Origin of the sequence: Pseudomonas sp. PS01297 (assembly GCF_029959305.1) — a bacterium.
GTDB classification, from domain to species: domain Bacteria; phylum Pseudomonadota; class Gammaproteobacteria; order Pseudomonadales; family Pseudomonadaceae; genus Aquipseudomonas; species Aquipseudomonas helleri.
The window spans coordinates 1-26,416 of the sequence record NZ_JASCPQ010000057.1 but is presented as its reverse complement, the minus strand read 5'-3'; the positions used below and the strand labels follow the sequence as shown (position 1 = coordinate 26,416).

42 protein-coding genes are annotated in these 26,416 nt (G+C 59.0%); 5 read left to right on the top strand and 37 right to left on the bottom strand.

The genetic code is table 11. The annotated features are described in order from the left end of the window. Position 1 precedes the first annotated feature (1 nt). From QMX84_RS17095 to QMX84_RS16930, 34 genes are all read right to left on the bottom strand, one after another. Entirely contained in the window at positions 2-652 is a 651-nt protein-coding gene (locus QMX84_RS17095; protein ID WP_282364357.1) for a putative phage tail protein, read from the bottom strand. Further along, entirely contained in the window at positions 643-1,686 is a 1,044-nt protein-coding gene (locus tag QMX84_RS17090; RefSeq protein WP_282364356.1) for a baseplate J/gp47 family protein, read from the bottom strand. The genes QMX84_RS17095 and QMX84_RS17090 overlap by 10 nt, the downstream gene beginning before the upstream one ends. Continuing rightward, complete coding sequence (locus QMX84_RS17085; protein ID WP_282364355.1) at positions 1,676-2,062, bottom strand: phage GP46 family protein; 387 nt, start codon at positions 2,060-2,062, stop codon at positions 1,676-1,678. Before QMX84_RS17085 ends, QMX84_RS17090 begins: the two co-directional genes overlap by 11 nt. Then, positions 2,059-2,574 carry a phage baseplate assembly protein V gene (locus QMX84_RS17080; protein ID WP_282364354.1) on the bottom strand — a complete coding sequence of 172 codons (516 nt, stop codon included), beginning with the start codon at positions 2,572-2,574 and terminating at the stop codon, positions 2,059-2,061. The genes QMX84_RS17085 and QMX84_RS17080 overlap by 4 nt, the downstream gene beginning before the upstream one ends. Beyond that, positions 2,571-3,683 (bottom strand): phage baseplate assembly protein, encoded by a 1,113-nt coding sequence (locus tag QMX84_RS17075; RefSeq protein ID WP_282364353.1) that lies wholly within the window; start codon positions 3,681-3,683, stop codon positions 2,571-2,573. The genes QMX84_RS17080 and QMX84_RS17075 overlap by 4 nt, the downstream gene beginning before the upstream one ends. Before the next feature lie 2 nt (positions 3,684-3,685). Then, the gene (locus QMX84_RS17070) at positions 3,686-4,945 is read right to left on the bottom strand and encodes a DNA circularization N-terminal domain-containing protein (protein ID WP_282364352.1); all 1,260 of its coding nucleotides are present in this window, start codon (positions 4,943-4,945) and stop codon (positions 3,686-3,688) included. Then, complete coding sequence (locus QMX84_RS17065; protein WP_282364351.1) at positions 4,942-6,786, bottom strand: phage tail tape measure protein; 1,845 nt, start codon at positions 6,784-6,786, stop codon at positions 4,942-4,944. Before QMX84_RS17065 ends, QMX84_RS17070 begins: the two co-directional genes overlap by 4 nt. Positions 6,787-6,928: 142 nt before the next feature. Beyond that, positions 6,929-7,237, bottom strand: coding sequence for a phage tail assembly protein (locus tag QMX84_RS17060; RefSeq protein WP_282364350.1), 309 nt, complete (start codon positions 7,235-7,237; stop codon positions 6,929-6,931). After that, positions 7,234-7,581: a phage tail tube protein gene (locus QMX84_RS17055; protein WP_282364349.1), complete on the bottom strand. Its 348-nt coding sequence runs from the start codon at positions 7,579-7,581 to the stop codon at positions 7,234-7,236. The genes QMX84_RS17060 and QMX84_RS17055 overlap by 4 nt, the downstream gene beginning before the upstream one ends. 53 nt (positions 7,582-7,634) lie before the next feature. Then, on the bottom strand, positions 7,635-9,119 hold the full coding sequence (locus QMX84_RS17050) for a phage tail sheath subtilisin-like domain-containing protein (protein WP_282364348.1): 1,485 nt from the start codon (positions 9,117-9,119) through the stop codon (positions 7,635-7,637). Next, positions 9,119-9,334, bottom strand: coding sequence for a DUF2635 domain-containing protein (locus QMX84_RS17045; protein ID WP_282364347.1), 216 nt, complete (start codon positions 9,332-9,334; stop codon positions 9,119-9,121). Before QMX84_RS17045 ends, QMX84_RS17050 begins: the two co-directional genes overlap by 1 nt. Next, positions 9,331-9,933 carry a hypothetical protein gene (locus QMX84_RS17040; RefSeq protein WP_282364346.1) on the bottom strand — a complete coding sequence of 201 codons (603 nt, stop codon included), beginning with the start codon at positions 9,931-9,933 and terminating at the stop codon, positions 9,331-9,333. Before QMX84_RS17040 ends, QMX84_RS17045 begins: the two co-directional genes overlap by 4 nt. Before the next feature lie 42 nt (positions 9,934-9,975). Continuing rightward, positions 9,976-10,449 carry a hypothetical protein gene (locus QMX84_RS17035; protein WP_282364345.1) on the bottom strand — a complete coding sequence of 158 codons (474 nt, stop codon included), beginning with the start codon at positions 10,447-10,449 and terminating at the stop codon, positions 9,976-9,978. Beyond that, positions 10,446-10,784, bottom strand: coding sequence for a phage head closure protein (locus tag QMX84_RS17030; protein ID WP_282364344.1), 339 nt, complete (start codon positions 10,782-10,784; stop codon positions 10,446-10,448). Before QMX84_RS17030 ends, QMX84_RS17035 begins: the two co-directional genes overlap by 4 nt. After that, entirely contained in the window at positions 10,781-11,104 is a 324-nt protein-coding gene (locus QMX84_RS17025; RefSeq protein ID WP_282364343.1) for a head-tail connector protein, read from the bottom strand. Before QMX84_RS17025 ends, QMX84_RS17030 begins: the two co-directional genes overlap by 4 nt. Before the next feature lie 37 nt (positions 11,105-11,141). Beyond that, positions 11,142-12,383: a phage major capsid protein gene (locus QMX84_RS17020; protein WP_282364342.1), complete on the bottom strand. Its 1,242-nt coding sequence runs from the start codon at positions 12,381-12,383 to the stop codon at positions 11,142-11,144. 14 nt (positions 12,384-12,397) lie between these two features. Continuing rightward, positions 12,398-13,015 carry an HK97 family phage prohead protease gene (locus tag QMX84_RS17015; RefSeq protein WP_282364341.1) on the bottom strand — a complete coding sequence of 206 codons (618 nt, stop codon included), beginning with the start codon at positions 13,013-13,015 and terminating at the stop codon, positions 12,398-12,400. A gap of 4 nt (positions 13,016-13,019) precedes the next feature. Then, positions 13,020-14,210: a phage portal protein gene (locus QMX84_RS17010; protein WP_282364340.1), complete on the bottom strand. Its 1,191-nt coding sequence runs from the start codon at positions 14,208-14,210 to the stop codon at positions 13,020-13,022. Between the two features lie 29 nt (positions 14,211-14,239). Beyond that, positions 14,240-14,386, bottom strand: coding sequence for a hypothetical protein (locus QMX84_RS17005; protein ID WP_282364339.1), 147 nt, complete (start codon positions 14,384-14,386; stop codon positions 14,240-14,242). 4 nt (positions 14,387-14,390) lie between these two features. Beyond that, a complete protein-coding gene (locus QMX84_RS17000) occupies positions 14,391-16,124 on the bottom strand; it encodes a terminase TerL endonuclease subunit (RefSeq protein WP_282364338.1) in 1,734 nt (577 codons plus the stop codon). 9 nt (positions 16,125-16,133) lie between these two features. Next, entirely contained in the window at positions 16,134-16,568 is a 435-nt protein-coding gene (locus tag QMX84_RS16995; protein ID WP_282364369.1) for a phage terminase small subunit P27 family, read from the bottom strand. A 280-nt stretch (positions 16,569-16,848) separates the two neighbouring features. Then, on the bottom strand, positions 16,849-17,211 hold the full coding sequence (locus tag QMX84_RS16990; protein WP_282364337.1) for an HNH endonuclease: 363 nt from the start codon (positions 17,209-17,211) through the stop codon (positions 16,849-16,851). Positions 17,212-17,306: 95 nt separating this feature from the next. Continuing rightward, a complete protein-coding gene (locus tag QMX84_RS16985; protein WP_282364336.1) occupies positions 17,307-17,744 on the bottom strand; it encodes a hypothetical protein in 438 nt (145 codons plus the stop codon). Further along, on the bottom strand, positions 17,741-18,184 hold the full coding sequence (locus QMX84_RS16980; protein ID WP_282364335.1) for a structural protein P5: 444 nt from the start codon (positions 18,182-18,184) through the stop codon (positions 17,741-17,743). Before QMX84_RS16980 ends, QMX84_RS16985 begins: the two co-directional genes overlap by 4 nt. Further along, positions 18,181-18,495, bottom strand: a complete 315-nt coding sequence (locus QMX84_RS16975) for a phage holin, lambda family (protein WP_257010263.1) — start codon at positions 18,493-18,495, stop codon at positions 18,181-18,183. The genes QMX84_RS16980 and QMX84_RS16975 overlap by 4 nt, the downstream gene beginning before the upstream one ends. A gap of 227 nt (positions 18,496-18,722) precedes the next feature. After that, positions 18,723-19,070 carry a hypothetical protein gene (locus QMX84_RS16970; protein WP_282364334.1) on the bottom strand — a complete coding sequence of 116 codons (348 nt, stop codon included), beginning with the start codon at positions 19,068-19,070 and terminating at the stop codon, positions 18,723-18,725. Further along, positions 19,067-19,255 carry a hypothetical protein gene (locus tag QMX84_RS16965; protein WP_282364333.1) on the bottom strand — a complete coding sequence of 63 codons (189 nt, stop codon included), beginning with the start codon at positions 19,253-19,255 and terminating at the stop codon, positions 19,067-19,069. The genes QMX84_RS16970 and QMX84_RS16965 overlap by 4 nt, the downstream gene beginning before the upstream one ends. Beyond that, complete coding sequence (locus tag QMX84_RS16960; protein WP_282364332.1) at positions 19,248-19,520, bottom strand: hypothetical protein; 273 nt, start codon at positions 19,518-19,520, stop codon at positions 19,248-19,250. Before QMX84_RS16960 ends, QMX84_RS16965 begins: the two co-directional genes overlap by 8 nt. Positions 19,521-19,550: 30 nt before the next feature. Further along, complete coding sequence (locus QMX84_RS16955) at positions 19,551-20,852, bottom strand: site-specific integrase (RefSeq protein WP_282364331.1); 1,302 nt, start codon at positions 20,850-20,852, stop codon at positions 19,551-19,553. Positions 20,853-21,000: 148 nt separating this feature from the next. Then, positions 21,001-21,234 carry a hypothetical protein gene (locus QMX84_RS16950; RefSeq protein ID WP_282364330.1) on the bottom strand — a complete coding sequence of 78 codons (234 nt, stop codon included), beginning with the start codon at positions 21,232-21,234 and terminating at the stop codon, positions 21,001-21,003. Then, positions 21,231-21,653 (bottom strand): hypothetical protein, encoded by a 423-nt coding sequence (locus QMX84_RS16945; RefSeq protein WP_282364329.1) that lies wholly within the window; start codon positions 21,651-21,653, stop codon positions 21,231-21,233. Before QMX84_RS16945 ends, QMX84_RS16950 begins: the two co-directional genes overlap by 4 nt. A 12-nt stretch (positions 21,654-21,665) precedes the next feature. Beyond that, positions 21,666-22,121 (bottom strand): hypothetical protein, encoded by a 456-nt coding sequence (locus tag QMX84_RS16940; RefSeq protein WP_282364328.1) that lies wholly within the window; start codon positions 22,119-22,121, stop codon positions 21,666-21,668. Positions 22,122-22,142: 21 nt separating this feature from the next. Then, the gene (locus tag QMX84_RS16935; protein WP_282364327.1) at positions 22,143-22,709 is read right to left on the bottom strand and encodes a hypothetical protein; all 567 of its coding nucleotides are present in this window, start codon (positions 22,707-22,709) and stop codon (positions 22,143-22,145) included. Continuing rightward, the gene (locus QMX84_RS16930; protein ID WP_282364326.1) at positions 22,696-22,959 is read right to left on the bottom strand and encodes a hypothetical protein; all 264 of its coding nucleotides are present in this window, start codon (positions 22,957-22,959) and stop codon (positions 22,696-22,698) included. The genes QMX84_RS16935 and QMX84_RS16930 overlap by 14 nt, the downstream gene beginning before the upstream one ends. A 170-nt stretch (positions 22,960-23,129) precedes the next feature. Here QMX84_RS16930 and QMX84_RS16925 point away from each other — a divergent pair, with 170 nt between their 5' ends. From QMX84_RS16925 to QMX84_RS16905, 5 genes are all read left to right on the top strand, one after another. Continuing rightward, entirely contained in the window at positions 23,130-23,795 is a 666-nt protein-coding gene (locus QMX84_RS16925) for a LexA family transcriptional regulator (protein WP_282364325.1), read from the top strand. 49 nt (positions 23,796-23,844) lie between these two features. Next, entirely contained in the window at positions 23,845-24,141 is a 297-nt protein-coding gene (locus QMX84_RS16920; protein ID WP_282364324.1) for a hypothetical protein, read from the top strand. A gap of 32 nt (positions 24,142-24,173) precedes the next feature. Beyond that, positions 24,174-24,590, top strand: coding sequence for a LuxR C-terminal-related transcriptional regulator (locus QMX84_RS16915; RefSeq protein ID WP_282364323.1), 417 nt, complete (start codon positions 24,174-24,176; stop codon positions 24,588-24,590). Positions 24,591-24,703: 113 nt separating this feature from the next. Further along, positions 24,704-25,348 carry a ParA family protein gene (locus QMX84_RS16910; protein WP_282364322.1) on the top strand — a complete coding sequence of 215 codons (645 nt, stop codon included), beginning with the start codon at positions 24,704-24,706 and terminating at the stop codon, positions 25,346-25,348. A gap of 40 nt (positions 25,349-25,388) precedes the next feature. Then, positions 25,389-25,637: a hypothetical protein gene (locus QMX84_RS16905; protein WP_282364321.1), complete on the top strand. Its 249-nt coding sequence runs from the start codon at positions 25,389-25,391 to the stop codon at positions 25,635-25,637. Positions 25,638-25,703: 66 nt separating this feature from the next. On the opposite strand, the gene QMX84_RS16900 is transcribed toward QMX84_RS16905, so the two are convergent. The 3 genes from QMX84_RS16900 to QMX84_RS16890 all read right to left on the bottom strand — a co-directional run. Further along, positions 25,704-25,952, bottom strand: a complete 249-nt coding sequence (locus QMX84_RS16900; RefSeq protein ID WP_282364320.1) for a hypothetical protein — start codon at positions 25,950-25,952, stop codon at positions 25,704-25,706. Next, complete coding sequence (locus QMX84_RS16895) at positions 25,949-26,209, bottom strand: hypothetical protein (protein ID WP_282364319.1); 261 nt, start codon at positions 26,207-26,209, stop codon at positions 25,949-25,951. The genes QMX84_RS16900 and QMX84_RS16895 overlap by 4 nt, the downstream gene beginning before the upstream one ends. Beyond that, positions 26,206-26,416: hypothetical protein (locus QMX84_RS16890; RefSeq protein WP_282364318.1), on the bottom strand; the 211-nt coding region annotated here is incomplete at its 5' end. The genes QMX84_RS16890 and QMX84_RS16895, both read right to left, overlap by 4 nt.

Below are 26,416 nucleotides of genomic sequence, written 5' to 3'. Positions count from 1 at the left end.
GCTATAAGTCCTCGATGCCGCTCACGGCCGCCGGCACAACGTAATGAATGGCGTTGAACAGTTGATCCACCTGCAGCGCAATGCCCGTAACCACATCCTTGCCAAAGCCCAGCACCACATCGGTGTATTCCGGTGCATCTCGCTGCAGGCGACAGTCCAGCGTTGCCGCCGCCTCAGTCCCGTATGCCTCCACGGGCGCCGAAGCAATCCAGCTCCAGGGCCAAGCCGCGCCATAGAGAAAGTCGCCAACGCTCGTCGAGCCAACCCGGGCCGGGCGGAACTCATCAATCTGGATCGGGATGCCACTTTGAACCCCGAGCTTGCGGTAGTAGCTCAACTGGGGCGCCCCGGTCGCGGTCAGCTTGTCGATCACCGCCGCGCGACGCTCTTCAAGGGTCTGCGAGCCAGGCACCACACACAAGTCAGGCAGGCCTAAGTAGCCCTCCCATACCGGCAATAGCACAGTCGCGGTAGCCGGGTTCAACTCCAGCAACAGCGCCTCGCCATTGCCATCTGCCCGGGCCAGCTCAGGGGCCAGCGCTGCCATCGTCTGCGCTACATCTGGCTGCAGCTCCAGATCGAACGCAGGCCCCGGCGGTAAAAGCTGCTGCAGCTGCTGCAAGTAGCTCGCCTCGGTGTCGATCAAGCCCATGTGAACACCCCCGGCACTGCCACTTGGTTAGGCCCCATCACCACGTCAGCCGCTGGCTCAATCAGCACATGGTCAGTTTCTCCCGGGGTATTGCTGATCGCCGAGCCCACATGCGTTTTCAGCAGCGTTTCACCCGGCCCGCCTTCGTCATCAATCAGAACGCGCAGCGACTGCTCAACAGCGGCGCGCAACGCCGTGCTGTCAGGCGTGAGCCGTAGACTGAAATTCAGGGGGCGAGCTTCTGCAGCCAGGGCATAGACCTCTGACGTAACCGGGCGTTTCTTGTCCAGATAAGCCTGTACCACGGCCACTTGGGCAGCGGTGGGAATGATCTCGGGATCGCCGTCACGCACGAATGCCAGCCCAAAGGTGCCCGGCCCCATCCACCGTGGTAACGCCCATGCCCGGGTGACGCCCGGCACCTGCAAGGCCCACTCCACAAAGTCCTCACCGTTGCCGACCTTACTGGGGTTTTTAAACGCGGCTTTGACCCGCGCACGCAGCGCCTCGATGCTTTCCTTTTCCGCACCACCCACGATGCCATCCGGCCCTATCACTGCCTCGGGGTTCACGCCCAGCACAGGGGTGGCCGCCGTCAGGGTTCCGGCCTCGATGTTGCCCAGCGTTCCAACGTCCTCTGCCACCACCTTTAAAGCAGCCCCTCCAGCCACCAGCGTGACCGGCTCGGCGACCACATAATGTCGGCCATCTTTAGACCGATAACGCTGGCCAGCGTCCACCAGGGCGCCACTCGATCCCGCCACAGTCGCAAACCCTGCAGCAGCAACAGCCGGGGTTGGGCCATCATCCAGGCGCCAATCGGCCCAACTCAGCAACATGGCTTCGTCGCAGGTCGCAGGATTGGACTGGCGGGCAATCCAGTCCTGATAGCCATACAGCTCATACACCGCACCACTCAGCGCGCGGGCGGCCACCTTGGCATCAGCCCGACGCAGCGCGTCCGGGGCGTTGCGCTCAAAGTCAGCCTCCGTCCGCTTGATCAGCGCCGGCAGCGTCGGAATCTCATACCGCATTGATCAGCCCCCATGTGTCTTCAAAATTCAATTCCAGCGTCTCGCCGTTCTGCTCGGTCAGCATGACGCGCAGATTCATCCGGTCATTCCCTTGGCGCTCAGCCGTTACGGTAACGCTCGTGACCACTTCGTCATCCTCTAACCAGGCCAGCGCTTCCTCGGCGTAGGACTGGGCATCCTTGAGCGTGTCGGCTACCAGCGTCCGGCGCTGCAGCAGCCACAGCCGAGACCCAATTTTGTCGCCGGCAACGGATGGCACGCAGTCCGCCCACCAGCCTTTGCGGTCGCTATCATCCACGGCGTCATCCGGCCCTGCGCGGCGCCAGGTGAACAGACTGATCGTCACAGAGCGGCGCAATAAACCCTCTCGCGTCATGCCTCACCCCCGACCGGCGGCCCGCTCTGCTTGTCGCCCTTTTCAACACCGTCATGCAGGTGCTCCATCTGACTGATCCCACCGGCAACCTGATCACCAGCGGACTCAATCCGGCCGCTGGCTCTGATCACCGGCGTCTCAAAGTTCACCGAGTCCGACGCCTTGACGTTCAGCGTCACGGTCTCCAGATCGATGATCCGTCCACGCTTGAAGTGGAATTTGTCGCCTTCGTCGGTGTACAGCGCCACCTCGCCCGGCTTGAGCCCCTGCAGCCGAAAACGCCGGTCAGCCACCACGATCACCACGCCATGACTACGATCACCCCCAATAAAGCCAGCCAGCGCCTCGGCGCCCGCCAAGGGGCAGGCTGTGAACCCGTAAGGCTCCAGGTGCTCCATGTTGTCTTTGACCTCTCCAGCCAAAAGCCGCAGTTGCAGGCTTTGCAGCTTGCTGGCCGAGTTACCCAAGGCCACCACACCACGCGCCAGAATGTTCGCTAAGCCGTTTCTCATGGTGTGTAGTCCGCTGGAATGAGGTATTCGAAGTTGTCAGTCTTCTTGCCCTTCTTGAGCTTGCGCTTTTCGTAAGCGTCGTTCGGCTCAGGCAGGAAGGTTTCAGGCGGCGCCACGCTGATTTTTGCCGTGGTACCGCCCGACTCGCTCAGCTCGTAACTGATTTCACTGATCAACACGTCACGGTCTAAACCGATCAGGGGATCGATCAGCCGCGCGATCATGTTGTGCCGCCACAGCTCACCGCTGCTTTGCCGCCAACCTTGAAGCACGTATTCGACCGTCAAGGCCTTGCCGACCGCATTGGCCCGCTCCCACTCGACCCGGCCGCGCGCAATGGCGTCGGTCGTCTGCCCTGATTGCTTGATGACTTTTACGCGCCGGCGGCTGACCCGTTCGTCAAGAATCCGCGCCTCAACCTCAGTGGCCTCGGTCCCAAAGCTGTCATCGGTGCCGCTGCGCTGGCCCTTGCTGACGTACTCGGAAAACACATTGGAGAAGTCCAGGTTGGCATTGCCGCTCAGGATGTTCTTACCCAGCTCCAGGGTGTCAGTGGCACGCCCTGCACTGCCCGGGCTGGCAATGACCAACCGCCCCTGTCCATCATCCGTGCTGAACAACCGTGAAATAGTCAGCAGTCGGTCGATGCTTTCAAACGCGGTTTCCCCGGGCTCAATCGTGTGGTCTTCAATGTTTAGCGTCACCGTGGCGTCATTGATCACGGGAATTTTGTACTCCCCGGCAATGGCGGCAACGATCTTTTGCACACTTTGATTGCGCCACTGGCCGGGCGTGTTGATCGCCGCGCAGTCCACCAGATCCGCCGTGCGCGAACGCCCGGTAATACTCAGGGTGATGGACTCACTGTCGTAGCGAATAGGCGAACCGAACACATAGCCCGTCAACAAAAGATCCTGACCGATGCGCACCTCAACCTCTTCGCCCTGCTGAATCCTGACCGGGACCGGGCCACCTCCCGGCCATTGCCAAGTGATACCCAAGGTGAATTCCCGGGCCTGTCTTTCAAGGCCGGCACTGATACTGACGGCTTTCCAACCGCCGTAGTCGTGCCCGCCAACGCTCAGGGTGACGGTATTGGAATCATTCATAATTAGGTTTTCGCTACTTGAAGTTCCGTCGCCGGCACAAAGCCCGGGTGACGCACACGGTTACGCGAAACGATCTCGCCACTGCGCAGCGCATCGCCATACAACGCATGGGCCAGAACCAGCGAAGAAACGGTTTCAGCCGGGACATAAGCGCGCAAACCTATTCCACTGCGCGCCACTTCGGTCAGGTGGCGATCAAGGGCAAGTCGCGCCCCGCTCAGCACGCCAAAGTGTTCTGGCTGGCTGTCGCCGGCAACAGACCACAGCGCGCCACTGATAGCGTCCCGCACCTCTAAAACGTCATCTGCAATCGGCACATTCGTCACGGTCGAGCTACCCGCCTCAACCGTGGCGCCTTGCTGCGCCAGTTGCACATCGAGGTCGGCCGGATCATTGACACCTTCGGCGACCGCTATCGGGACTTGGGCCATATCCAGCAGCAAATCCAACAGCGCCGCATCCTGAACCAGTCCGATCACCGCCGCCTGAACCACCGCCACATCCGCGTTATCCGTAACGGGCGCCGATGCCTGCAAAGACGACACCGCCGAAGCCTTGGAGCTGCTGCCCGTAAACGAGCCATCGGCGCCGTAGCCGCTGAACGTGCGCTCAAAGCTGGAAATATCACTCAACAGGCTGGCCGAGAACGCCCCCGGGGCGTTAACGATCGAATACACAAACGAATCCAGATCGCCCGCCAAAGTGGTAAATGGCTTAAGGAAGCCAATACCAAAGGCATGCGCGCTGGATACTGCCGAACGTACAGCGTTGACACGCTGCCGCGCCAAATCAACGGTGCCCATTGCCGCGTTGAAACGGGCTTTCATTGACTCCAGCAGAGTCGGCGCCTGCTCAGCCAGCAAGCGCCGGGTATTAGGCGACTGCACCGGAAAGGCCAACATCCCGTCAATAAACATCAAGCTAAAGCGCACCATGCCCAGCTCGTTACGAGCATGGGATACTTCGCAATCACCAGGCGTTACCGTCATGCGCCCAAACCACGGGTGAACCAACTCGCCGGCCCCGGGCGTGTCCAGCGCCGTCAGCAGCTTGTCACGCTGCGAAAGGCAGTCATCCCCCACCACAAAGCCGCTGAATTTGTATTCCCGCGTGCGCCGCCCCAGGTCTTCGACAAAGGGTTGGTCGCGCTGGGGGAACTCATGCACTTGCGTGCGCCGCCCTACGTTTACGCTGTCGGCGTCCAGCCAGAACGGCACCCCCCGAAAGGAGGCGCCCTGCCTTCTATCGCGCCATTCACTCATTGCGGATTACTCCCTGACAGCGAGCGGTAGCCCACCCGTGGCGTGATGGATAGTCCTGGCTGATTACTGGTACCAGGGTCAACCCGTAAACCTTGTGGCGCATTCTCGAAGCGCACTAGCAGGCCACCCTCCAACTGCGTCTTGGCGTTGTTTGAGGCTTGCTCAAGCAATGACCGCCCGGGCGCTGGCCCTCCAGCCGACACAAGCGGACTCGGGGCCATCGCTGAACCGCCGGAATTAACCAGCGGCCCCCGCGAACCCGCAGCACTCCCACCCGTAGACACGATCCCCAGCTTGCCGCCGACCCACTCCCCCATCTGCATCAGCGGTTCAAGGTAAGGCTTGATCCGCTCATACATCCCCTTGAACCACGCCACAATCGGATCCCAATTGGCAATGATCATTGCCATCGGCGTATAAGCAAATACGCCTTTAAACAGCTCCCACAAGCTGGTCAGGGGACCTCCAATCCGCGCCCATATAGCCTCAAAGTACGGGGCCACGGTCGACCAGTTGGCAATCATCAGGCCAGCGGCCAACGCAATCGCACGCACGAGCATGCCCACGGGACTCATACCCACTACCGCGCTAAACACCTTGGTGGCCACCGTCGCCGCCATGACTGCCAAGCGCAGCACGCTGAAGCCGATAGCTGCCCCCAGCAACCCTTTCACCAGCCAAGGGTTGGCCGCTGCCAGATCGCCCACCTGACTGATCATTGGCCCAAGCGTTGCGATGGCCTCATTGAGAGGCGGTAAAAAGATATTGCCAATGGTGATCCCGACACTGGTCAGTCGGTTTTTAAGCAGTTGAATGGCGTTCGCTGTGGTAGCCGACCGTGACGTATATTCAGCCTGCATCGACCCGGTGTATTGCGCTTCATCCCCGGCGTTTCGGAAATTCCTTTTCAACAAATCCAGGTTGGTCAGCATCGGCGCAATGGCACCCACCGACTCAGTACCAAACAGCTCCGTCAGCAACCCGGCCTGCTTTGTTTTATCGACCTTGGAGATTCGGTCGAGCACATCCAGCATCGTGCCCTGCGCGTCCTTTTGCATGCCTTCTGCCAGCTTTTTGGTATCGATCCGCAGCGCCTTAAAGCCCTGCAGTTGCGATTTGGTGGCCGACGCCCCTTTGGTCAGGGCCAGCATGAAGTTCTTCATGCCCGTCGCGGCCACTTCGCTCGGCACCCCCACCCCGGCCAACGTCGCACCCATTGCCGCAATCTGGCCAGAAGCCAAGCCAGCGATCTCCCCCAAGGGTCCGATGCGCGTCACGATGTCGGAAATTTGCTGCGCACTGGCCGGGCCGGTGTTGCTCAGGTAGTTGATCTTGTCCGCCAACGCGACCACTTCCGGCTGCGTCAGCTTGAACGAGGTTCGCCACTTGGCCATCATCTCGCCCGACTGGTCGGCAGTCTGGTCGAAGGCAATGCCCATCTTTACCGCGTCTTGTGCAAACGCCTGCAGCTCGGCTCGGGGGATGGAAGCCTGACCACCCGCCGCGACAATCTTAGCGATACCCTCAGCGCTCATCGGCAGCGCTTCAGACAGGTTGAGCACGTCCTCGCTCATCTGTTTGAACTGCTCCGGCGTGTCGAAGTTAACCACCTTCTTCACGTCAGCCATGGCTGACTCAAACTTGATCGCTTCGTTCACCCCGGCAATGAACGGGGCAGCAAAAGCACCACCCTGCACAATGTCCGAAAAGCCAATGTTGCCCAGGCCTGAACTATCCAGTTGCTTACGAAAACCGGCCACTCTCCGACGAATGCCCGCAAGCGCAGGCGATAGCCTGTCGACGCCGGTAATCAGCGCCTTAAGCTGGAATCTCTCTGCCATGTCTACCCCGTAGCGCCGGCTTCACTGATGCGCTGTGCGTGCTGCAAACTCTCTTGCAGCACGTCAAGCGGGCGATTCATCATGCTTTCAGGATCGACCTTCCAGAACCAGGCAAGGTCGTAAACCGTTCCGACCAGTTGCTCTAGCTCGGCACTTCCCCCGACTTCGCCGCCTTGGAAGCCGGCGGAAAGAAAAAACCAACAACCTCCCAGGCCAAGCTGTTCAGGTCAGCCAAGTCCAGCTGGTTGACTGACGGTGCCGGGATGGCGCCACAGACCGCGATGTATTTGGCTGCCGCATCAAGGTTCAGCGAAACTTCTTCATCTTTGCCGATGGCGTAGGGCAGCGAGCGGATTGCCCGGCACTCAGCAACGCTAGGGCGACGCAACGTGATGCTGCTGACTTCTTCACCGTGCGCCTGAATCGGCGTACTCAGTTTGTATTCACTCATTGCCATGCTCCTTTAATACCGTGCCATTCAAGTTCAAGCGTGCCGTCATCACCCTTTGAGGACGGCTCATCAACCACATAGGCGCCCGACAGGACGTAGACCCGGCCATTGGCAAGCTCGGCGGTAATGGTCGAGTTGGTTGCCGCCATGATTTGCTTGATCGGCACATCGGGATCGTCGACAAACGTCACCTTCACATACGGCACCAGGTCCTCTTCTTTGAAGAACCCCGGGGCCACGCTTTCGCGCTTCTTGTCACTCAGCGGACATTCAACGCCGCCAGTGACAGTCACCTGCCCACCGTCAACCTTGACGTAGGCCGTGCCAGCTACTTTCTTGCCCATTGCGCTCTCCCACAAAAAAGCCCGCACTTGGCGGGCTATGGACGTTTGTTAAATCAGACTGCGTACTGCAGTCTGAATTGATACTGCAGCGCAAAAACCCGCAACTGATTCACAAGGTCAGGCGGGAACAGCACGTTCAACCGATTCGGATTGGTGGCAGAACGCTCGACCACCAGGTATGTGTCGAAGGCCTCGGCATTTTCGACAATGCCCAGGCGCTCCAGCGCGTAATACGCGGCGCTCAGCTCACCGCGGATCACGTTCGGCGTCACGATGGCCTGCCCTGCACCAAAGCGCGTGCCGTCATTGGCCAGCTTGTGCCGGCCGTATTTGCTGGTCACGACCGACTTTAGGTAGCTGATCACATACGCAGACTGGTGCAACGTCTCGCTGTCCAGGTAGGAATCATCTGGCTGACCAAATGCATTAAGCCGATAGCTGGTGATCCCGCGCTCGATGCGCTGCGCGCCACCACCGTAGAACGCCGTAGCGACACCATGAGTGAGCAGTGATTGGCGCTCCGTCAGAGTGAAACGCTCACCGGCCGGGGCCGGTGTAATCCCGGTCATCTCGCCAGTCTGGGTCGGTCGGGCCGGATCAGCGGAAATAAACACCGCCGTCCGGGCCGCGTAGGCCGCTGCCACACGCCAAAACGGATCAGGGCAGCCAACCTCAAAGCCATGAATGGTGGCGTGCTGATCGTTACGCGTAACGCCGAAAGCCACCAGTTGCCCAAGCGTCCCGCGCTTGGCGGTGTACAGATGGCCATACAGTTGCTTGGCCCAGCTCCAGCGCCCGGTGGAGTCGTCCATGAACGATTTCCAGGCATCGAGGGACGTAGCATCAGTCCACGGCGCACAGATGAATTCAAAGGGCTCATCGCCCAGCGTGGCCAGCGCCTCAGCCACGTCCGGGGAGCCGGCACCCTGCGCCATAGCTGCCAACGTCACGGTCAAGCCCGCCGGTGTAGCCTCGCCGTTATTGCGACCGAGGCGGTTGAGCTGCAGCGCAATATCATTACCGCTCTCGCCTGACCACTTGCACGTCAGCGTCACGACACCCACTGCATTGGTCGCCACCACCGGAAGGCCGGCCGTGTTAACCGCCGCTACCACCGCTGCAGCCACCTCGGTTGGTGTCGCACCGTTGACCACCACGGCGCGCACCCGCGCTCCCGCCACATACAGATTCAACACGCCCGCTTCGGTGGCGGCGCCGGCGATGGTCACAGTGCCCTTGGCCTTGGCGCCCTCACCCTTTACCGGCAGGCACCAGACTTCTCCTGCAGGATCGATACGGCGCCATGTGTCGTACATCTGCGCAAGCATCGAGCCCGAACCGCCAATGTTGACCGCCAGGCTGACGCTAGACACCAGCGTCAGCTTGCCCACTTCATCAGCAGTTGAATCATCGTTCACCTGAGCCACGATCAGGCGCGGCATGCTCGACGTGGCGCTGTTCGCTTGGCTGTTATCAACCTCGGCATAAAACAGCGGCACCCGAATATCACTGGGGATGTTGTTAAAGCTCACGCTCATCAGGTCTTACTCCCCTTAACGGCCTTGGGTACGACCAGTTCCGCCGCCGATGCTTCTTCCGGCGCTTCGGTCTTGACCACGTCTTCATCCTTCACCCGCCGCTGCCAGTAGGCATTGTTCGGCACTAGCCCGCCCTCCTTGGGCAACAACTGGTAGTCCTTCTCCGGGTCAGGAGCGGCCCGGCCATCGGCCGGTTTCACATAGATTCGCGTCACTGGGGTAAATCCTCGCGCGTTTGAAATTCGACACGACCGTCAGGGCGGCCGCTCTTGGAAAGGTTTTTATCGTTTAAGGGGTCGATAAAGTCGTAATCGATGTTTAGCCCCTCCAGCGGCGGCAAGCCATCCGCCTCGCGCTCCTGCCAAGTCTCTGCAGGATCAGTAGCGCGGTTACGGCCCAACTGAAAAGCCGTCACAAACGAGAACCGGTAAACCGCCTTGTCGCGGCTGTTGAGCAGCATTTCCCGGCCGGTGTACTCAATCGGGTCGTAGTCAGGATCAGGCGAGTACCCCACCAAAGCGCGACACAACTCTTTGCGCACGGCGTCCACCAGATCCCCAACCGCCAACCCGCGCTCGTCGCCAGAGCGCTGCGGGAACACCACGCATACGTCAAACTCTTCGCTAACGTCCTGTACAACTTTGTTCTGCGCTTCTGAAGGGTCGGCGTGTTCGTCAGTCAGCACCAAATAAGCCGCAAGGCCTTTCAGGTTTGAACTGCGCTCGATGCTTTCCCAATCAATTCCGCCGGAAACACCATTGGTGAAACTGGGGCAGTTCGCTCGTAAGTGCATGACCAGGGGCGTTACTTGCATAAAATCACCCGTAACAAAAAACCCGCACAGGGCGGGCTTTTATTAATTAAGACTGCTGGCAAAAGCACTCTGCAAGATGGCGACAATCCGGTCATTGCTCTTTTGCAGCGCGTCTTCCATGAAGTTTTTACGCGGTGCGATCCGCCAGCCGCGCCCGCGATCCTCTTGCCGGCGATGGCCTCGCGTGCGCGTGGCCCCGTTCCTGACGCCATAGTGCAAGTAAGCCGGGTAGTACGCTTTCATGCCGGCAGTCTTGTCCGGCATGATCCGCACCAGGAACCCCGACTTACTGACCCTCGGTTTAATCGACTTGGTAAGTTGACCGGTTCGCTGCGCGGGATAACCGTCCTCAGAGGTACGCGTCTTGGCCTTGCCCGTGAGCTTGCGCGCCTCCTTTTGCACCAACCGCCCGACCTTGTTGAAGCCCTTGCGGATCTCCCGCTTGTCGAAGTCCAGCCGAGAAAACGAGTCAGCCCCTTCAAAGTGCAAGTAGGCCGATAGACGTGGCTCTGTCATAACTCTTCTACCTCCAGCACCGTAAAGCGACGCTTGCCGTTGAGGTGCGAGCTACGCCGAACCCGGTAAACCGTGGCGCTCTCGCCTTCCCCCACCACCACCTCCCAATCTCGGGTGATGCCGTTACGGTAACGAATGGTGATTCGATGGGTCAGGATGCTGTCAGCCTGGACACTGCCCGAGTACAGCGCACTGCCGACTGGTTCTAGCTTGGCCCACGTCTGTTTCTGGATGGGAAAGCTCGACTCCAGATCAGCATTGGCCATGTTTGGCTGGTCGTCCCGATGCCGCAGCGTGACCCGTGTATCCAGCTCGCCAATGGCCGGTTCATTCATAACGTGAACCAACGGTAAGGCCCCAACAGAGCATCCACGGCCAGCGGCAGCACCTTCATTCCAGCCACCTCACTGGCGGCCTCTCGATGCTCGTACCAGTGCGCAACCAACAACAGCATGGCCAAACGCACGTCGTCATCCAGCACCAGGGCATTTTCGGCAGCACCTTCCGGCAACTCGGTCGCCTCAATAAACAGGCGCCCGGTTTTGTTCTGAGCCAGCTTCCAGGCAGCACGCCCGTAGGCCTGCAGCAAGGTATCTTCGCCGGTATGATCGTCATCAAGGCGCAAATGCTCCTTGATCAAGGAAAGATCCAGCATCAGCGCACAGGGGCCGCTTGCGCGACCCCGCTCCGTATTAGGCGGCCGGCTTGCCTTGCAGCGCCTTGATGGCGGCGGTGTCTTGCAGCACCACGCCGAAACGTGTGAAAGCAAGGAAGCCCACTTGTCCGTACTCGGCAAAGCGCTCGACCAGACGTTTCAGGGTCATGCCGCGAACTTCGCGCAAAATCAGCTGATTGAAGTCACCGGCATACATGAACTTGTTACCAGCACCGATATCCGCAATCGCCTGATCGATCACGTATTGCTGTTTTAGAATGGTCGCAGGGCGCTCAGCATCGATACCTGGCAGCCATAGCGGGCGGTTGTTGCCATCGACCATTTCTTCAATGGTCTGCAACGTCGAATCGTTGAACGCCAGGCGAAATTGCGGAGCCCCACGGTAGGCTGGGTCAATCGAGTGAATCAGTGCGTTGATTTCCTGCCAGGTGAGCTTGGTGGCCGCCGCCGTCACTTTACCAACAGACGTCGACACTTCTAGACCGCGCGGCTGTTCCGGGGTAGCACCGTTAGCTGCAGCACCCGTGCCTTTAACCAACAAGCGCGCCCGGGTACGGCCTTGACGGCTGCCGATACGGCCAGCCAAGAAGCCTTCAATATCCACACCTGAGTCGGCCAGCAGCTGTTCCGAGACGCGGATAATCTTGGAGCTGATGGTGTAGGAACCCAAGGTGCCCATACCAAAGGTCACGTCACCTTCGGCGGCGGCTACGTTCTCGCCAATCAGCTCGCCCTCTTCGTCTTCGCCATTGCCGATCACCCAGGCAATCGGCGCACCGTTATCGGTGGCCAGCAGCTGGGCCACCGAAGCAATGCCGCCGAAGGCGCGCAACGCCTCGACCACTCGGGTTTGCAACGTGGTCGGCACGGTGTAGCCGCCCGCTTCGGGGCCGGTTGTGCCCTGGGCACGCATTTGCATGACCATCGAGCGCTGTTCCGGTGTCAGCTGGTCGACGCCATGACGCAGAAAGGAGGAAAACGCACTGCGCTGCTCGGCGTCCGGCCCTTGCAGATCATCCGCCGGGGTGCGGTCGTTGCGGTTTTCGCGGCGCGCACGCTCTTCCACAAAGCTCTGATCGTTATCGCGCAACTCTTCTTCGCGCTCGATCTTTTCCTTGATACCGGCCAGCTCGGTGCGCATGGCTTCCCACTTGCTACGCGTCTCGCCGGTCCAATCGGCGTCTTTGGTGCTTTCGTGCAGGCTGCGCATTTCCGCCGACTTAGCGGTGTACAGCGCTTTCAGTTCTTTCAGAGTCATACAGTTCCCCAGGGTTAAAGGTCGATCAGGTTCAACAGGCGCTCGCGGGCGTCGCGGTCGAATTCGCCACGGGCTTCAAGGCCTTCGTTTTGTGCCTGCTTCCAGGCGTCCAGCGAGCGCTGTGCAGCGCTTGAATCGGGGTAGGCCGGAAAAGATACTGGCCCGACGTCGCGCAGCTCGGCGACCTTGTAGATGGTGCGAATGACCACGCCGTCTTCTTCGTGCCAGGTATCGCCCCCCGGCGCCACGCGCATGGCGAAGCTACTGCCGGACATATCGCCACGGGCAATCGGCGCGACCACTAGGTCACGAATGGTCAGGGTGTCCGGTGTGTCGATTTCGTAGGCCAGGCCGCGCGCGTCGACGCTCAGGCGCAGCGTGCCGCTGGTGGTGCGGCCCAACAGATAGTTGGGGTCGTGGTTGAACAGGCCGCGTGTGTCCTGCGTTAGCACCTCGTCAAACGCGCCAGGGGCGATCAGCTCTACAAAGAACCCGCCCAACAAGTCGCTGCGCGTATTGAACACCGCCGCATAACCGACGATCTTCGGTGCGCCGGCCTGACCATCAGGCAGCTGGACAGCGCGAAGCTCGCACTGCTGCGCGGGCAGCATGCGTTTTTCAATTTCACTCATGGGGTTATTCCTGTTTCGTGACGGGTAACGGCAAGCCATCTGCACCGAGAAGACGGGCATTGACGTTGATCAGCATCGAATCGAGGCCAACGATTGGGTTCATGTCTTCAAAAACCCGTACTTCGTTGCGGGTCATCCAGCCATCGAGAATCGCGCGGCTGTAAAACTCGGCGCGCTCGGTCGGCGTGCCGCGCAGCAAACCGGCCAGGTTGAACTTGACGTAGTAGCCAGCCAGGCGCTCGGCGCGGGTGAACACCTTGCGGTTAATCTCCTGCTCCCAGTTCACAATCCACGGCATGATGGAGTGCCGCACGAACTGAATGGCCTGCTCGCTGATGTTGGAAAAGGTGGCCTTTTCCAAGTCGTTGATCATGTGGGCCGGAACATTGAACATGCCCGCGATTTCGCTCCGGGTCAGCTTGCGCGTCTCCAGAAACTGAGCATCCTCGGGGGCAATGGTCAGCGCCTTGTAATCCAGATCCGCCGGCAGCAAGAGCGTCTTGTTTTCCGACTGGCGCAACTTGCTGGCCGCGTTAGCCCAAGCCTTTTTCAGACGCTCCCAACCGTCTTCTTTAACATTGCCGCTCTTAAGGGTGATGATCCCGGTAGGCCGGCCGCCCCCTTCGAAAAACTCTTTGCCGTAACGCACGGCGGCCAGGCCGAGGCCGATGGTTTCGGCATTCTGTCGAATCGGGCTGATGCCCTCCTTACCATTCGACCCAATGGCCCGAACATGGATCATGTCTTCGGGCGCTACCGCCAGCGGCTTGCTGTCGTCATCCTGGGTCGCGTAGATCCAGCGACCGGCGTTTTTGACCAGTTGCGTGCATTGCGGCTGACATAACTCAATGCCTTGCAACTCGCCGCGACGACCGCGCACCAGGCGGCTGTAACCGTTGCCCCAGCCCAGCGTGTGCGCCTGCTTGGTTTCCCGCCACTTGTACGACGTTTGCCACTGATTCGGCTCGTCGTGCAGCAGGTAGTGCGCCGGGTGATCGGTGCCGGGCATGATATTGCCGTCGACCTTGCGCAGCACGTTGATCGGCAACTGGGCCAAGGTGCTGGACAGTACATAGATACAGGCGTAGACCGCTGTTAGCTTCTGCGCCGTCTCGGGGCTGACGTGTATGCCATTGCCCCCACTCAGCAACTCGCCCAGCTCCTGACTGCTCAGAGACACTGCTGGGTTTTCCATGCTTCGCCGTTCGTGACGGCCGGAAAAGATCACGACCGCCCCCACAGCCAAGCGCCTGCCATCAGCAACACGCCGCCGGCAATCAGTGCCACACCGGGGCCGAACTGGACATACAGCCCAGCCACCAACAGGCAATAGCCTGCCGCCCCGAGCAAATCGGGAAGGTATTTTTTCATAGGGTTACATCGCCAGAATGTCGTCGTCGGTAAGGTTGTCGAGTAAGCTTCCCTCGACCTGATCGGCCAGCATTGCGCGGCTCATGGCCATCAGCACGGCGACCATGCCGTCGATCTTGCGCAGGTTGCCTTTGCCTTCGTCTTCTTTCATCGGGGTCAAACAACCCCGGTATTCCTTGGCCGTCACGTTGCCCGCCATCCACGACAGCACCGAGTTCTCCGGGTGGTTGAAGCGCCGCGACACCAGGGCCGCTTCCACTTCGCGCATCGGCATGTTCATCGTTTGAATGCCCCCGCCGACCTCGACCACTTCCGCGCCATCCTCTTGCAGTTGGTGCGCCAGTTGCGTGGCCCGCCACTTGTCGTAGGCGATTTCCTGTATGTCGAACATCTTGGCCAGGTCTTTGATGTCATCGCGGATTACATCAAAGTCGGTTTCTTCGCCGTCAGTGGTCAACAGTTCGCCATTGATCACCCAGGTTTCGTAAGCCTCCTTAAACGTAACGGCGCGCTCTATCGCACCCTCCGGCAGATAGGAGCGGCAGAACACCGTCCATACATCCCGGCCGCGCTCATCCTTATCCTTGAACACCAGGGCCACGGCAGTAATGTCCGATTTACTGGCCAGGTCGACACCGACCCAGCATTTTTTCCCCCGGAATTGCTCCAAGGTTAATTCCGGGTTTCCACAGGCGGCCCAGTCCGACATGTTCAGCCACGCCGAGCGCGAGCTAACCCACACATTCAAATGCTTGGTTTTGAATGTGTTTAGCTGTGACGGGTAACGCTTCGCGTTGGCCTGCATGCGCAACAGATATTCGTCATCGACCGACACCCCGAAATTCGGGTTGGCCTTGCGCAGCACCTTCGGGTCTTGCCAGTCGTCGCCCTCATCAATGGTGTAGATGATGCCGAACAGCTCTTCGTTCTCGATCCCGCCTTCGCCTAAGGCGTGCAGCAGCATGTCTTTCACCTGGCCGCGCTGCACATAGCAAGGGCCAGCCAGGTTATAGCCGGCCGTGGTGATCACAAACATCAGCGGATGTTCGCGGGCGCCCATGCCGGTGATCATGGTGTCGTACAGCGCCGACGACGCATGTTCGTGGTACTCATCGACAATCGCGCAGCTCGGTGAACTGCCGTCGCCCGGGTCGCCAATCAGCGGCTCAAAGCGGCTGCCATCCTCGGGGATAGACAGGTTCATCACCATCAGCTCGACGCCGCACTCTTCGACCAACTGGGGCGTGTTCTTAAGCATCAGCCGCGCCGGACGGAACACCTCTAACGCCTGATCCTCGGTGGTCGCCCCGCAATACACCTCGGCGCCAAACTCGCCGTCCATGGTGAACATGAACAAGCCCAGGCCGGCGGCGATCACGCTTTTTCCGTTCTTGCGGGGGATCTCGCAATAGACCTCACGAAAGCGCCGCAAGCCGCTTCTCTTGGCACGCCAACCGAAAATGCAGCAGAAGATAAATTTCTGCCACGGCTCCAGGGTGATCAGTTGTCGCTTACCGGCCCACTTGCCTTTGGTATGCGGGAGCAACTGAATAAAGACACAGACACGCTCGGCTTGGGCCTTGTCGAACTTCCAGCGATAGGCCTTTTTCTTGGACTTCTCCAGGTCGCCCAAGTGACGGCGGCAGGCCGCCCGCACCCACTTGCACGCTTCAACCTTGCCCGCCACCACGTCGCGGGCGTATTTGTTCGCCGCGTTGACGTTTGGTGAACTGGCCATAGAGGGTCGTTATCCGGCTTTGCCTCCCCGCAACGCGGTAAAGGGGTTGTCTGGTTTCTGATTGCCGCCGGGCTTGAGTCGAGCCCGGGCCGCAGGATCAAGCCCTAGCGCGCCACCGTAGGCGGCCATCTGCCGCAGGGTTTCGTTGGACACGGTGCAAGCCGGGTTTTTAATTTCCTGCTTGGCCCCCATGACGATGATCCCGTTTTTGGTGATGTCGTCTTGCGCCTCCCGCCATCGCTGGTAGGCCATGCAAAACGCCTCCAGATTGTGCAGGTCGGTGCCGGTCAGGATCTTGGCTTCAACCAGCCAGGGCGCTACCTGCCGCCAGATGTTCATGGCGATTTCACCGAACCATTCCGGCGGCTCAGGCACCTGCGTCAAAGCATCGGGCGAAGGCGCGTTCTTGTTGAGTTTTCGTTTTCCCGGGTTGCCCTGAACCACCTTCAAGGCGGTCGGTTTTGCATGACGGCCCACAGGTGACCCCCTAATTTTTCCAAAGTACGAATTTTTTAATTTCGCGGTCGCGTGTAAACGGCTGGGCGAGCGGTGGAGAGGGGGCAAAGCTCCAGAGATTTACCCCGCCCCCCCTTTTCAGAGCAAAATTTTTCAGAAAAAGCAAAAATTATTTTATTTTTTTCAAAGAAATTTCAGGAATTTTCCAGAAAATCAACGAATTTTATTGATTTTTTGCAAATTTCTTTGATTTTTTACGCGCGGAAAATTACCGCCGAGCGGCGGCCGATTCCTTTTGCGTCTTGAGCTGATGGCAAACGCTGTTTATGGCCATCAGATTCGATAATTCATCACTTCCACCCATGTATTTAGGTGTTATGTGGTCAACTTCTGACGCTGGAAGGCGCCGACCTTTGCAGTTTTCGCACTGACACATGTGTCGGTCACGCTCCAGCACTACCGCGCGCTTCTTGCGCCATTCCCAGCCATAGCCGCGCTGTTCAGCGGTACCGCGATCCGGCTTACTCCAGCCAACTGCCAGATTAATGTGCTTATCGCAGAAGCCGCTAACGTCCAGAGTCTTGCCCGGACACATCGGCTGTCGACACGGGCGCTTGGCCTTTGGCGGCATGGGTTACAGCTCCTTGCTTCTGGATGCAGTCAAGTACCTGCGTGGCGCAACTGGTTAGCGCGTCCTCGGTTTCATCGAGCGCGCGCGTCCAATCCTCATTGGCCACCAGTGGTGGCCGACCCGGCAGGCGACACGGCACCAGGCTGCACGACAGCGCCGGCCCGGTAAGCAACTGGGTCGTTTGTTTCGGGGCGGGCGTACCGCAGGCCGAGAGCAACAGGGACAAGCTCAGCCAGATAAGCGTTGGTCTTTTCATCGGTGCGTTTCAGCTCGGCCAAGTTGCGATTGAGCTGGGCGGTCTGGCCGTCCAGGGTGGAATTTATAGTGCGGGTGTTGCGCTCGATATTGCTCAGCGCCGTACGCACGTCGCTCATGTCGCGCAACGCATCGAGCAAGCCGTCGCGCTGCGCTGCCAAACCCTCGTTAGCCTCGGCATATCGCACATTCGCCTGCATGACGTGATCGGCGAACCAAAGGGAGCAAGAGACGATCAAGGCAGCACCTAGACCGCCTGCCAGGACGAAACCATTCATAGCAAAGCCCTCCGCACACCCTCATCAATCACAGTGGCTGAATACGGGTTTCCACCGTTCTCATGCCGGATGATTTCGACCACCACTGCCCGCAAGGTCAGAGGGTTGCGAATGTTGATCACTTGATCAGGCGCAACACCGACAGCCCTGGCCACTGCCTGGACGTAAGCGCCGGTATTGTTCTCAATGCTGGGAGCCCAGCGATTGATCGTCTCGACAATAGTGTCAATGCCAGGCCCACCAACGCCCGGCATGCCGTCTTTGCCGCGATAGTTGATCAACAACTTGCCCAGGGCACGAATGCCGTTTTCAGGCGTATCAAAACGAGCAAAGCGCGCCTCGATCTTGGGATCAGGCTTGAGCTGGCCTTGCCACTGATTACGCGGGTTGTAGTCGATGTTCCCGGGGTTGTTGTTACGGATGCCGCGCGGCGTACTCATAGCGAATCCACCTTACGTTCCGCCCAGCGCTTGCCGAGCTGCCGAAGCTGCTCAACGCCAAGGATGCCGACAAACCCGGACGTGGCGAACGCCCAGCCGATGCTAAAACCGAACTCTTTAACGGTAAGGCCGACCACCATCACAATGACCGAACCAATCGAAGCCTCTAGCAGCTTCCGCCAGACGCTGGCCTCTTTGGCGTCGTATTGAATCCGCAGCCAGGCCAGAACAAACGCGATAGCCATAGCCAGGCCGTTCTCTTTCAGGGCCAGCAACACCAGCACCCAAAAGGAGGGATCTTTATCAGGCATTTTTCGCATCTCGATAACCTCCCGGCGCTGGGAGCGGGCATAAAAAAACCCCCGACCTGTAAGGGCCGGGGGCTAAGGGAATGACTGTGCAGTGCCACCGTGGCCGCAACATCACCACGATGGAGCAAACGATAGGGAAAACCGCCACGCTTGTCAACACGCTAAGTTGATAAATACACGATTTGTGTAAAACCGGCGCACTGATCAACCTGCTTTAGCGTTACCCGTCACACTATCGCTGTAGGTATCTGCAACTTCCACGCGGTCGGGGTATGCAGGCAAGCCAGCTCCCCCTTAAAGGCACCACCACAGCCCACTGGCAGGGTTTTGCCGCACTGCTTGCACGGGTAACGCTGCGCCTCGGCTATCTGCCCCTTGAGCCTGGCCGCGTCCTCACGCACCAGGGCAGCTATGTACTCTTCAATTTCATAGGGGCCATCGACCCCGCCGCGAATCGCCCGGGACTCATCGAGCATGGCCCGCTCAACCGGCCCGAGCTTGGCCGTCACCTCTTTAATGTCCTGCTCTTTCAGTCGATCCCGACGGCGCTGCTGTCGTTTGGCGTTACCCGTCACAACATCACCCCCCTTGCTAAGCACCACACCATCCAAGCAGCCTCAACCGGCCCTAACAAATATTGCCCGCTAGCATTTCGCTGGAATGATGCCTCTTCAAAGCCATGCCTTAATTGGTAGGCAGCGAGTGCCGCCTCAAAATCTGCACGCTCTGAAACAATCTCCAAAACATCAGGGTTAGTCATGATCAAGCCTCCCGGTGATTCGCTCCCACCAGGTAAGGCGGCGCGGCTGAACGACTTTCGACTTCCTCAACACCATCAGTAAATGACGCAACTGGATGTATTGCTCCGGTCGCATTGGGCTGGCCTCGATCCACTCCCGAACCTCCGGGCTGTTGATTTCCGTGTCCAGAATCCGGGCCACATCGACGAAGTATTCCGGGCGGAAAGTCTCGCGCCATTGGTCGTGCCACAGCTCAAGGGTCATGTTCGGTTTAGGGCTGCTCATGGGAATAACTTCCTCCTTAGGAATGAATGGTTAAGCTGCGCTGCAAGCCTTACGGTTCAAGGCGTCCAGCCCTTGCGCTGTTTCGGCCTGTCTCGCTTCTGTCTCGGCGTGAAAGCCGGTCAATTGGGCAAAGCCACGGGCGTCCAGCCAGGCATGCCAGCATTCCAGAGCGGCACGCTTCTGCTTCTTCAAGGTGGTGTGGATATAGGTGGCACTGATACCCGGCAACTGGTGGTTCAGCAGAAATTCACCGACTTGATGTTCAACGCCAAGGTCTGCCCAACAGGTGCGCGCCACCTTCCTCAGGTCGTGACTAGTCCACTCACCCGCTCCCAATGGCTTGAATAAATCGTCGGCTTGTTTCGGGGTGATGGACTGACCATTACGCGCGGGGAACAAGAACGCCCCGTCATAGTTAGTGGCTTTTTGCTGGTCACGATAAAGGCGCAGGAAGGTGCAGAGCTGATCGGTTAACGGGACAATCAACTCTTTGCGGGTCTTGGCATCGGTCGCCGGAATGAACCACTCCCCCTCTTCAAGGTTGATGTTTTTCCACTTGGCCAAACGGGTTTCGCCGATGCGCGTGCCATGGGCTAGCATCATCACCGCCAGAGCCACGGACGCCGGCCATTCGGTTTTGAGACTGATCAGATGGGCCAACACATCCCGCACCTGAGACGGGCGAATAGCCCCGGGCTTTGCCTCGATTCGGGCTTCGATAAAGTCAGGGAATGAAAGGTCAGCAAGTGGGTTGACGCTGATCAATTTCAGTTTGCTGGCTTGCTTTAAGGCGCCCATAAGCACACCGAACACCTGTCGAACATAGGCCAGCGAATAGTCTTCCTGCAGCGGCCAGATCAACTTTTCATCCAGACGCGACTGGCTCATGTCCGTCAGCCGCTCCCCCGCCAAGCGCGGTCGTAGGTGGCACTTGATCACGGAACGAATAGCGTCTTTGCGCTTGGTCGATTTGTTTCGGTCGCGCGTATTGCGCTCCAGATACCAGCTCAAAAGCTCGCCAACGGTCTGCCAACCATCGAGAGCGACCGCCGCCGCCGGATCAATGGCGAGCTTCTGCAGGATCTTCGGCAGCGCCTCCATAAAGTCAGAAGCGCTCAGAGCGGGCCAGTTGGCAATCTTGCTGTACGGGTTGGGCTTGCCCTTGTGGTAAGTGACGACGTACCAACTGCCCGAAGCGCGGGCAGCGTGGTAACGAAAGACAACAGGGCGGCGCGTATCACGCAATTGTTTGACGGTGGGGTCTGCCGCGTGACGCTTGATCGCGGCGTCTGACAGCGCAACGCTAACAGTGGCTGTATCGGTTTGAGGCATTGGCCTGGCTCCTTGGGTAAGGCGACCAGGCCCGTGTGATTAGGTGGCCCGGTCGCGGATCAGGCGCAGGGCTCCCCTACCCATCCAGTTGACGGGCACACAGCAGGGACGGACTGCGCGCGAACTCATTCGTTAATTCGTTATTTCGTCAATTAGCGGATTGGATCTTGTTGCGCAGTTCCAGGGCTCGGGCGACCACCTGAAAATACTCGGCGGTCTTCTCGGGGGTCGGCCCCGGCATGGCGTGGAAGTTCGCCACCACCAGTACGAACGCGCGCAGCTCTTTGGTGTGTTCGATCAGCTCAAGAGCCGGCTTGAATTCGGCTTGTCCGGTGTACGGGCCGAAATAGGCCTCGACCTTGGCCAGGGCTTCGGGGGTCATTTGTTCAACCTCAGTTTGGTTTCGGTGAAGGTTCGCGCCGCTTTCAATCGCCGCTCATATGTCCGCAGGCTGATGCCCAGCGCGTGGGCCTTGTTGTATTGATCCGCTCCGCGCGGGTCGTATTGCTCAATCTCTCGGCGTGCGGCGACAAGCCACCAGGCGGCGTTGTATTCCATGCGCAACACATCGGCATTCAGTGGGTCAGCGGCGAACAGTGACAGCACCGCCGCCTCGATAGCGCACTCGATGCCATCCGCCGCCGGCCCGCCGCCGACACTTCCACCAAAAAACAGCTCGCCTTTGTTGTCGATCAGCTTGGCCAGCATCGAGCGACCGGCCGATACGGACTGATCCGCGCAACTCCAGCGCGCCCAAAGCTCAAGGGCAGCATCTAAGTTGTCGACCTTACGTCTGGCCATGACTGCGCCGCCTTACGCGAGAGCCAGGGAGTCAATCGCGCCCGCGCACAGCGGAGCGACAGCACGAAGGCGCGGCAACATCAGCTCCGACAAGGCGTCGAGCGGTGCCAGGACATGGCGAAAACTGTCGCCCTTAGCGGTCACGTTAAAGTCTCCTTGGCGATTGACGACCTGATCAGAAGGCGTGCCATAGACATGCCAGATCACGCCGCCTTGAGCGCGCACCACTCGCGCTTCTTCTTCGGTCAGGCAATGAACGATCACTAGGCCGCCGGCCGGGTTTTTAGTGGTCTTGTCTTGGGCCGTGTCCAAGACGTCGCGTAGGATCATTGAGCGGCGCAGCGGACGGTTAACCCCCGGCGTCATCACAGCAAAGGCAGCAAGTGATTCTTTGCCCGACTCAATCAGTCGATCAGCAATCGCGATACGCTCGGCGTCTGTGCCGCCAGAAAGTGCAATCAATAACAAGGTAATCCCCTCGGCCTACCGTCAGCGGCGGGCACGTTCAATTTTGGTATTGCGCACAGTCTTCAAAAAATCATGCAAAGCGGGCGGGCTGGGCGCCGTGCTCGCCTTGCGGGCTAGCTCTATGGCCAGCTCCATTTCTTCGATGGTGACGTTGGAAGCGCACCATCGACGGAACAAATCTTGGGTGTACGGGTCTTTCCCTAGCAGCGGTGGCATGCTCAGCTCGACTTCAAACCAGCAGCGCCACTGATCGGCGACTTTTGGCAGCTCCAGCGGCGGCAAAAACATGGTGAAGTCGACTAGCGTTACGCATAACGGCGAACCCGGTTCCTCGCCTTGCTCTAGAGTCAGCCACTCGGCTTTGGCCAGATAATCCAGCAGAAAGCCGAGGTCTTGCGGGTCGACCTGCAATGCGTCTAACCAGTCGCTGACGGGCATTGCAACAACGCCGGTATTGCGGGAGGGGCTGGACGCGAAGAGCTCCAGCAACTTGATCAGGCGCGCGAAGCCAGGCATGCCGAAACGTTGCTCTACCTTAAGCACGACTGGCAACGCGGAGAAGTTGGAAGGGAGGTTAAGCGACGGCATGGTCGTCGCCAGGTTTGAACAGCTTGCGAGCGAACGGCGCATAGATACCGTTCCAATCCACATCACCCTTGGATTTCAAGATGATGTTAACGCCGGCCGAGAACGAGGGGATTCGCTCTTGGCGGTACCAGGAGTAGACGGCCCTCGGACTTTCGCCAAGCAGTGCCGCCACGACATGAACCCCCTTGCCGCTGACCTTCCCAGGTCGCGGACTATTGCCAACGGTTTCGATCCATCGGTTAAATTCCACGCTAAGACACTCATTTACACGATTCGTGTAAGTCTATTTCGAGAGCACCCTATTCTTCAAGCTTTTTTTCCCGTCATGTACACTTAATGTGTATATTTCTACGGACTAGAGATAATATTCATATATTGCCAAGGCCGTGAAACCTCACGGCGACCATTGGGAAATTTTGCATGTCCGAATTACAAGCGACCGTCGCCAAACGGATTAAGCAGTGTCGCACTAGTCACGGTTGGACGATGGACGAAACCGCCAAGCGTCTTTCCGTGATTGCCGGCAAAGAAATGTCTACCTCCCGGTATTCCAACTGGGAGCTGGGTTTGCGCATGCCGGGGCCTGAACAAATTATTCACCTCGGTCAAATGTTCGGTAAGCCCGCTGCATGGATTCAGGGCTTTACCGACAACGACAGCCTAAACGCGGTGACGTCCAACTATGTCACGGCAAACCCCGCCAACATTGCAACAAAGAACGGCCTGCTCACACTGACGCAAGTTACAGATTCAACTGCCTACAGCCTGGAATACCTAAGCAGTAGGGGCTTAAACCGAAACAAACTACTGTCAATCCGGCAGATCGATAAGAGCATGCAAGGCATCATCAATGAAGGCGCCGAGGTGCTGCTCGACCTGGAACAGAAAACCGTACGCGGCGCTGACCTGTTTGGCATTGTGGTGCAAGAACATATCTGGATTCGAACCATCCGCCCTGAAATGAACGGCAGCTATACCATTACCGCCGCCGATAACTCGCAGTACGCCGACCAGAACCTTTCGGCCGAGGAATTCAAAGGTGTCGATGTGGTTGGTCGGGTGGCGCGCATAGCCCACGACCGATAGTAATTTAGCCCTTAACCAAGGGCTTTTTTATTGTTCGGATTTACACTTTATGTGTAACATTGCACGCAAACCAGAACAGGAACGTCATTCCATGCAGCAAGGCAGCGAAGTTACCAACCTCCACAGTCACCCACCCTCGGAGCAAGCGGGCCGCCTGAGTATTCAACGGCGCCAATGCGTAGCACTCAAAGAAGTATCGTCGCTCGCTCAGAGCATGCAGCTGATGGCCCTCTACTGCATCGACCAAGGCCATGTCACCGTTGACCACATGGAAGCTTTGGCCAACACCCTAGGCCTGCTACGCCGTCACGTTGACGCGCTAGACATTGAGCTGGCCAGCCACTAATCACCCCTCCCCTATCGCAAGGAAGCGTTTCAATGAATGCCTGCGTCCAGATTCACGGCGACGAAGTGATTGGTTATCCCGGCCAGAACCTGACGGACAGTGAACTGTTCGTCTTGGTGAAAACCGCCGAAGGCTTCCCAACGCCAGTGATTGCCCAGGAACTAAAAATGGATGACACCGGCATGCGCTTGGTGGAGCGCAATATCCTAAGCAAGCTGGGCGCCAAGAACAAAGCGCATATGATCACGCGCGGCTTTACCTTGGGCGTTCTCGTTCCTCAGGCACTGTGCCTGATGCTATGCGTGATTGCTTCCCTTGAGGTCGATAGCGACTTTAATCGTCCGCGCTCCCAGCGCCGCAGCCGCACCCTAACCGAGCACTCTCGCACCGTCCGCACCTCCCCCGCTTCGGCCGGCGGCACACCCTCCCGGCAAAACCTTTACGTCTAGCCAAAATTCGTTAATTCGTTAATTCGTTAATTTATTGATCCTCTGCCCGAGGAGGCTTATACTCGCCTTGCATTAACGAATTAACGAATTAACGCACAAAAGGAATTCTCACCGTGGCACTACGAATTGGCTTCGCAACTCAGAAGGGTGGCCCTGGCAAATCCACCTGCGCACGCGGCACCGCTGTCGGGTACGCACAAAACGGGTGGGTGGTAAAACTCGCCGACTTCGACCTTAACCAATCCACCAGCACACGCTGGCATCAGCGCCGCCTGCAGCGCAATCATCAGCCTGAAGTATCGGTCGAACAGTTCGGTTCTATCGCGCACGCCGTGGCTCGGGCCGATGATTACGATGTGATGATCTTTGACGGTGCGCCGCTGGCCAGCAAAGCAACCGCGACTATGGCCGAGGTCTGCGACCTTCTGGTCATCCCGACCGGCCTGTCGGTTGACGACCTCGACCCCGCCGTTGAGCTGGCCGATGCGCTGCACTACAAGCACGGCATCCCCGTCGAGCGCATTGCCTTCGCTCTGAACCACGTCGGCGATAGCCAGGCCGAACTAGAAGAGGCTCAGGACTATTTGAGCCAGAAGCCCTATCACGTTCTGGACGGCTACTTGGCGCAGAAGGTCAGCTATAGCCGCGCCATGGACATTGGCCTATCTGTGATCGAGGTATCGCACAAAGGGCTGCGCGCTCAGGCTGAACGGCTAATTTCCGCAATCATTCAGCGTGCCGCTAAGCTATCATCCTAATAACGAATTGACGAATTGACGAATTAAAGGAACCACCAACATGGCAGTCGAAGCACCTAAACCCCCGCGCCACAAATCTACCAAAGGCACCGCACCGGCCGCGCCTATGGCGACCGAGCCAGGGCACACCAAACAAGCAGGCCCGGGTGACTTGGTAACGGCCAACTTCAAGGTTGACGCCCAATTCAAGCAGGACTTAAAGATGTTCGCGGCCATGCACAAAATGAGCATGGTCGATGTGCTGCGTCAGGGATTCGCCTTGCTAAAGGAAGCAAAGGCCGGGAAGTAGACCGCATCAACAAAACCAAGCCCCTTACCTTGCGGGGCTTTTTTGTGCCTGCGTGACGGGTAACGCTCAAAGCTCGACCGCAAAGCCTCGCACGCCCAAACCATCAGCAAAACGTCCCACTGCCGTGAGGCTGGCCCATGTGCGGATCACTTCGCGCCGTGAGCGCACCGGGATCAGCCGGGCGTGCGGCCCGCCGAGGCGCACCGAAAACGTCCACTTGGTGCGGCTGGCATCGCGGCCCACGACAAACTCCCGCACGGCGTTCTGTTGCACCAGGTGCTGCAGCGCGTCTTCGTGAATCCCTTCCCCGATCACAGCAGCAGCGCCTGTACCCGCGCCTGCGCGGTGTTTTCAAATAACAGGTACAGGCTTTCAATCTCCGCCGGCTTGAGCACCTTGAGCACTTCCAGCGCCTCGACCACGCCTTGTGCGCGTTCACTGGCCAGATGCACCTGCAGGGTGTCGCTGCTGCACTCGATGCTGGTCAGGCGGCGGCGCAGGGTATCGAGCACTTCGGGCAGCGTGCTGATCTCGGCCAGCGGGTCGCAGGCGTTACCGTAACGGTCGCTCATGACCGACCATCCCACAGCGCGGCCCAGGCATGCGGGTTGACGCGGTACACGCCTCGCCACGCTAGGCCCATGCACACACGTTGTGCGCGCAACACTTCCAGCAACTGCGCGGCGTGCCGGCGGCCCAGGCCAAAACGGCGCACCAGGGCGCCGGGGCCGAGGTTTGGCACAGCAGCCGCGTAACGGGCGACCGCTGGCAGCAGCGGG